This is a genomic window from Microcella sp. (assembly GCF_051860105.1).
GTDB lineage: Bacteria > Actinomycetota > Actinomycetes > Actinomycetales > Microbacteriaceae > Microcella.
The window spans coordinates 1-5703 of sequence record NZ_JBHYEO010000046.1 but is presented as its reverse complement, the minus strand read 5'-3'; the positions used below and the strand labels follow the sequence as shown (position 1 = coordinate 5703).

3 protein-coding genes and 1 pseudogene are annotated in these 5703 nt (G+C 71.9%); 2 read left to right on the top strand and 2 right to left on the bottom strand.

Going from position 1 to position 5703, the window contains the following annotated elements; all coding sequences use genetic code 11:
• The coding region (gene glgB, locus ACTIE9_RS13320; protein ID WP_439566049.1) for a 1,4-alpha-glucan branching protein GlgB at positions 1 to 1449 on the top strand (1449 nt) is incomplete at its 5' end.
• A gap of 36 nt (positions 1450 to 1485) precedes the next feature.
• Here the strand turns inward: glgB and ACTIE9_RS13315 are convergent.
• Positions 1486 to 2403 (bottom strand): tetratricopeptide repeat protein, encoded by a 918-nt coding sequence (locus ACTIE9_RS13315; RefSeq protein ID WP_439566048.1) that lies wholly within the window; start codon positions 2401 to 2403, stop codon positions 1486 to 1488.
• Complete coding sequence (locus tag ACTIE9_RS13310) at positions 2400 to 4268, bottom strand: hypothetical protein (RefSeq protein ID WP_439566047.1); 1869 nt, start codon at positions 4266 to 4268, stop codon at positions 2400 to 2402. The genes ACTIE9_RS13315 and ACTIE9_RS13310 overlap by 4 nt, the downstream gene beginning before the upstream one ends.
• Before the next feature lie 301 nt (positions 4269 to 4569).
• Between ACTIE9_RS13310 and ACTIE9_RS13305 the strand changes: the two are divergent.
• A pseudogene (locus ACTIE9_RS13305) lies at positions 4570 to 5703 on the top strand (hypothetical protein); the annotation flags it as partial.

The following is a 5703-nucleotide window of genomic DNA, read 5'->3' as shown; positions in this document are numbered from 1 at the left end:
AACCCGCACGACGCCCCCATGAGCGTCTATGAGATGCACCTCGGCTCGTGGCGCCCCGGGCTGGGGTACCGCGAGATCGCCGACCCGCTCATCGAGTACGTGACCCAGCTGGGCTTCACCCACATCGAGTTCATGCCGCTCGCCGAGCACCCCTACGGCCCCTCCTGGGGCTACCAGGTGACCGGGTACTTCGCGCCGACGTCGCGATTCGGGCACCCGGATGACCTCCGGTACCTCATCGACCGCCTCCACCAGGCCGGCATCGGGGTGATCATGGACTGGGTTCCCGCGCACTTCCCGAAAGACGAGTGGGCGCTCGGTCGGTTCGACGGTGCGGCCCTGTACGAGCATCCCGACCCCCGACGGGGTGAGCACCCCGACTGGGGCACCTACATCTTCGACCTCGGCCGCAGCCAGGTGCGCAACTTCCTCGTCGCGAACGCCCTCTACTGGCTCGAAGAGTTCCACATCGACGGCCTGCGGGTCGATGCCGTCGCGAGCATGCTCTACCTCGACTACTCGCGCAGCGACGGCCAATGGCTGCCGAACGTGCTCGGCGGGCGCGAGAACCTCGAAGCCATCGCGTTCCTGCAAGAGGTGACCGCGACGGCCTACAAGCGCGTGCCCGGCATCGTCATGATCGCCGAGGAGTCGACCTCGTGGCCCGGCGTCACCAAGCCGACGAGCGAGGGCGGCCTGGGCTTCGGCATGAAGTGGAACATGGGGTGGATGCACGACACCCTCAGCTACTTCGCGCGCAACCCGATGTGGCGCTCGCACCACCACAACGAGATCACCTTCAGCTTCCTCTACGCGTTCAGCGAGAACTTCATGCTGCCAATCAGCCACGACGAGGTCGTGCACGGCAAGGGCTCGCTACTCGCCAAGATGCCGGGCGACCAGTGGCAGAAGCTCGCCAACGTGCGCGCCTACCTCTCGTTCATGTGGGCGCACCCCGGCAAGCAGCTGCTGTTCATGGGGCAGGAGTTCGGGCAGCCAAGCGAGTGGAGCGAGGAGCGCGGGCTCGACTGGTGGATTCTCGACCAGCCTGTGCACCGCGGTCTGCACCACCTCGTCAGCCAGCTCAACCGGGTCTACCGCGAGACTCCGGCGCTGTGGGAGCTCGACAACTCGCCCGAGGGCTTCTCGTGGCTCGAGGGCGGCGACGCGGGCAACAACGTCATCGCGTTCGAGCGCCGCGACGCCCACGGCGCGCCCGTGGTCGGAGTCTTCAACTTCAGCGGCAACCCGGTGGGCCCCTACCGGCTGCCGCTGCCGGCCGCGGGCACCTGGCGCGAGGTCATCAACACCGATGCGGAAGAGTTCGGCGGTTCGGGCGTCGGCAACTACGGGCGCGTCGAGGCCTCAGACACCCCGTGGGGCGGTCGTCCGGCCTCGGTCGAGTTGACCCTGCCCCCGCTCGCCGGGCTCTACCTGCAGCGGGAGTAGCGCGGCGCGCGCTCGGCCATCGCCGCCGCGCTCGGATCAGTACAGCAGAGCGGTGAGCGCGCGGCGCGCCGCGATCGTGCGCGGGTCGTCGGCGCCGACGATCTCGAAGTAGTCGAGCAGGCGCGTGCGGATAGCCGTCCGGCCCTCCGCGGCCTGCCCCGGGAAGACGCGCAACAGGCGCGCGAACGCGTCGTCGACGTGGCCCCCGCTGATGTCGAGGTCGGCGACCGCGAGCTGGGCATCCACGTCATCGGGGGCGGCGGCGGCCGCCGCGCGCACGTCGGCCGCCACGAGGCCCTCGAGCCGCTGCAGCAGCGACACCTGGGCGAGGCCCGCGACGGCGAGCTGATCGCGCGGGCTCTGGGCGATGGCGGCACGGTAGGCGGCCGCCGCGGCGGCGTAGTCGCCCGCGCTGATCGCGTCGTACGCGGCCTGGTGCAGAGGCGGCAGGGGCGGCTCGGCGGGCTCGCCGCCGTCTGCGGCGGCGCCATCCACCGGGATGCTGCCCGTCACGCCGTTCTGCGCCGCCAGCTCGAGCACCTGGTCGAGCACCTGGCGAACCTCCGCCTCGGCGGGCATGCCGACGAAGAGCGGCAGCGGTCGACCGCCGACGAGCGCCACGACCGCGGGAACCTGCTGGATCTGGAAGGCCTGGGCGATCTGCGGGCTGCGGTGGCCGTCGACCGTGGCGAGCGCGAGGCGACCACCGTACGAGGCTATGAGCGCTCCGAGCACGGGCGCGATGCCGTCGGCGTAGAACTCGACGATCACCGGCACGGTGCGCGAGAGCTCGACGACCTCGCCGAAGCTGCTCTCGTCGGCGTCGCGCACGACACCCCCGGCGGCGGGCACTGCCTGCCCGGGCGCGGGTGCTGGCGCCTGCGCCGCACGCACGAGACCGGAGAGGTCGACGGCACCGCGGAGCGCGGAACCCGAGATCGAGGGGTCGGTCATGAGATCTCCCGTCCGGCGATGAGCCCCTGCGTGAAGCCGAGTAGCACGACCTGCGCCTCGCTGCCCACGGGAGGCACCGAGAACAGGATCTGGATGCCGTAGGTCGCCGAGATGCCGGTGGTGCTCTGCGAGCGACCGGCGAGCGCGGCCACCGCGGCGGGAGCATTGACCGCGGCGCCCGCCTCGGTCGGGGTCACGCTCTCCGACTCGGTCAGGTAGAGCATGACGAGCGCACCGCCGTCGTTCGTCACGAACGAGAAGATGTCGGCCTCGCCGACGGCGTTCGAGAACGAGATCGCCGCCGTGGTCGGCAGCGCCGCCGCGCGGGCCGCCTTCGCCGCCGCGCCGATCTGCTCCACGAGCGTGTCGCCCTCGGCCTGGAAGAGGTCGAACGACTCGCTCTGGTCGCCGCGCAGCAGCACATCGGCGTAGCCGATCGCGACCTGCTCCGGAGTCGTCGCGAGCAGCGGGGTGGTGCTCGGCAGCAGCGGTGCGCCGAGCGCAGCCGGGGCCACCTCGGGCCGCTCCGCATCCTCCGGCAGGGTCACCGTGACGGCGTAGTGCACGCGGTACTGGCTGCGCGGGTCGTCTTGCACGAGCACGAGGGCGAGCGGGGCGCTCTGCGTCTCGGCGCCGGCGTCGTCGACCGTCGCCGGCGCCCGCACGATCGTGAACACGCGGCGCGGCCAGGTGTCGCCCTCCTCCGGAAGCCGCTCAGGCAGTGTCAGCTGCACATCGCCCACGGGGATCACCGGCGCGATGGCGAAGTCGGCGACCGAGCTCTTGACGGTGTAGCTCGCCGTGCGCAGCTCGAGGGCCGGGCCGGCCATGCGCGTGCCGGCGAGGGTCGCATCGACCGTCTCGTCGGCCTGCTGGATGGTGGTTCCGATGCGCGAGACGATGCGCTCGAGCTGGTTCTCGGTGACGGCGACCGCGGGGGCATCGATGGCGTCGCTGGGCACGGGCGAGGGAGAGGCGCTGACGACGGCACCCGGGCCGGTGCACGCGACGAGCAGCATCGAGCCGAGCAGCAGGGTCGGCACGAGCGCAGTGCGTTGCGCGGCACGGCGGCCCTTCGGTCGCCCGAGCAGTGCGCGGCCCGAGACCGGGCGGTAGCGCGAGGGCTTGGGCACCTTGGGCATCTTGGGCGTCTTGCGCCGCGGCCCGCGCTGACGACGCATGTGCAGCAGCGCCCACAGCAGCAGCAGCAGCCCGATGACGAGCGCTCCCACACCGCCGAGGATCAGCACGGTCGAGAAGGGGGTGCTGTTGTCGAGGGGCCAGGTGACCGACAGCGACTGCGGCGCGGGCAGGGTTCCGTCGGAGACGATGAGCAGCGAGACATCGTCGGGCACGTTGACCGTGAGCCCGAGCTCACCCTCGCCCTGGTAGTCGCCGTACCAGAGGTCGCCGCCGTAGGGGTCGGGCACCGCCGACTCGGTGCCGGCCATCGTCTCGGTGACGAAGACCGCGTTCTCCGCATCCCAGGTGATCAGGTTGTGGCTCGCATTGCCGACCCAGGCCATAACGTCGCTCGTGCGGCCATACGCGGCGGTGATGGCCTCGGTCTCGGTGGGCGCGTCGGGGTCGGGAGCCGGCGCCGGGGTCTCGCCGGCCGCCGGCGTCTCGGAGGGCTCGGGCTCCGGCAGGATGGGAGCGACGACACCGCCGATGATCTCGACCGTCTGCCGGCCCGGGTAGGCGTTGAGCGCAGAGCCGTCGAGCACGGTGACGGTCGCGGTCGACTCGAGCTGCAGCTCGGCCGTCACCCGGTCGGGCGGTGCCCACACCGTGCGCTGGGCCACGCCCAGGCCGACACCGACGACGGCGACGACGAAGAACACGATCGCTGCGATGAATCGCACGGGTCTACTCCTCTCGTGCTGGCGCTTGCGATCGAGGTCGATCGCGGCCCATGATCGTCCGGCGGTGGAGAGATCACTCGGCGCGGTTCGCGTCGATCCACCTGCGCTCGACATCGGGCTCTCCCGCCACGGAAGGCGGGCGTCCAGCAGAACAAAGACATTCCAGAATAGCGGATGCGCGCCCGTCCGCCCATTCGAGGGCCGACCGCGGGGTCCGCGGCGCCCCCGAACAGGCCAGAACCGGCCGTGTGCGACGACTACACTCGATCAGGTTCACCCACCGAATACCGGGAGACGGCACGTGGCAGACACTGAGTACGACTTCGGCACCGAGATGCGCGGCTACAAGCGCGACGACGTGGATCGGGCCCTTCAGGAGATCCGTCGCGAGCTCATCAAGGCGAACACCGATCGGGCCGAATCGACGAAGGAGGTCGGGCGGCTCCAGGCGGTCATCGACGACCTGCAGGCCGAGCTCGATGAGGTCGGCCGGCCCACCTACGCCGGTCTCGGCACGAAGCTCGAGCAGACGCTGCGGGTCGCCGAAGAGCAGTCGACCCGCCTCATCAGCCAGGCCGATATCGACGCCGAGAAGCTGCGCGCCGCCGCGCAGACCGAGGCGCAGCGACTGCAGACGGAGACCGCTGAGCGCACCGAGCGCATGGTGGCGGATGCCGCGGCGCGGGCCGCTCAGCTGACCGACACCGCGAGCCGCGAGGCCGAGGAGACCGTCGCCCGCGCCCGCGCGGAGGCCGACGACCTCGTGCAGGAGGCCGTGCGCGAAGCTGCCGCGATCCGCGGCGCCGTCGCCACCGAGGCCGCTGAGGCCCGCGCGACGGCCAAGCGCGAGGCGGCTGCCCTGCGCGCCGAGACGGAACGCGAGCTCGCCGAGCTGCGCGTGGTCGCCGACCGGGAGGTGGCCGAAGCCCGCGAAGCCGCGGGCGCCCTCGCTCGCGACACCGAGCAGGCGCGCACCCTGTTCGAGCACGATGAGTCGAGCCGCCGCGCGCAGCTCGAGGACGACATCCGCACGGGTCGCGCCGACCTCGCGGCTGAACTGGCCGCGCAGCGCGAGTCGGTCGAGAACGAGCTCGCACGCCGTCAGCAGGAGTGGTCGGCAGAAGAGCAGCGTCGGCGTGCCGAGGTCGAGCAGCTCGAGACCCGCAGCCGCGCCGCGCTCGAGCAGCACATCAGCGCGGGTCGCGCCGCCCTCGAGCTCGAGCTCGAATCGGCGCGCACGGCGCTCGCGGAGGAGCTGTCGAGCGCCCGCACCGCCCTGACCCACGAGATCGCCGATGCGCGCGCCGCCGCTGAGCGCGATATCGCCGAGCAGCGCGCCGCCGCCGAGCGCGAGGTCGCCGCGCAGCGCGCCGCGCATGCCGCCGCGCCGCCGAGCTGCTACGCGACGCGCAGGAGCGCAGCGCCGCGCTCATCG

Coding starts and splice junctions, on each gene's coding strand:
- ACTIE9_RS13315 (WP_439566048.1), bottom strand. CDS start 2,403: ATGACCGACCCCTCGATCTCGGGTTCCGCGCTCCGCGGTGCCGTCGAC.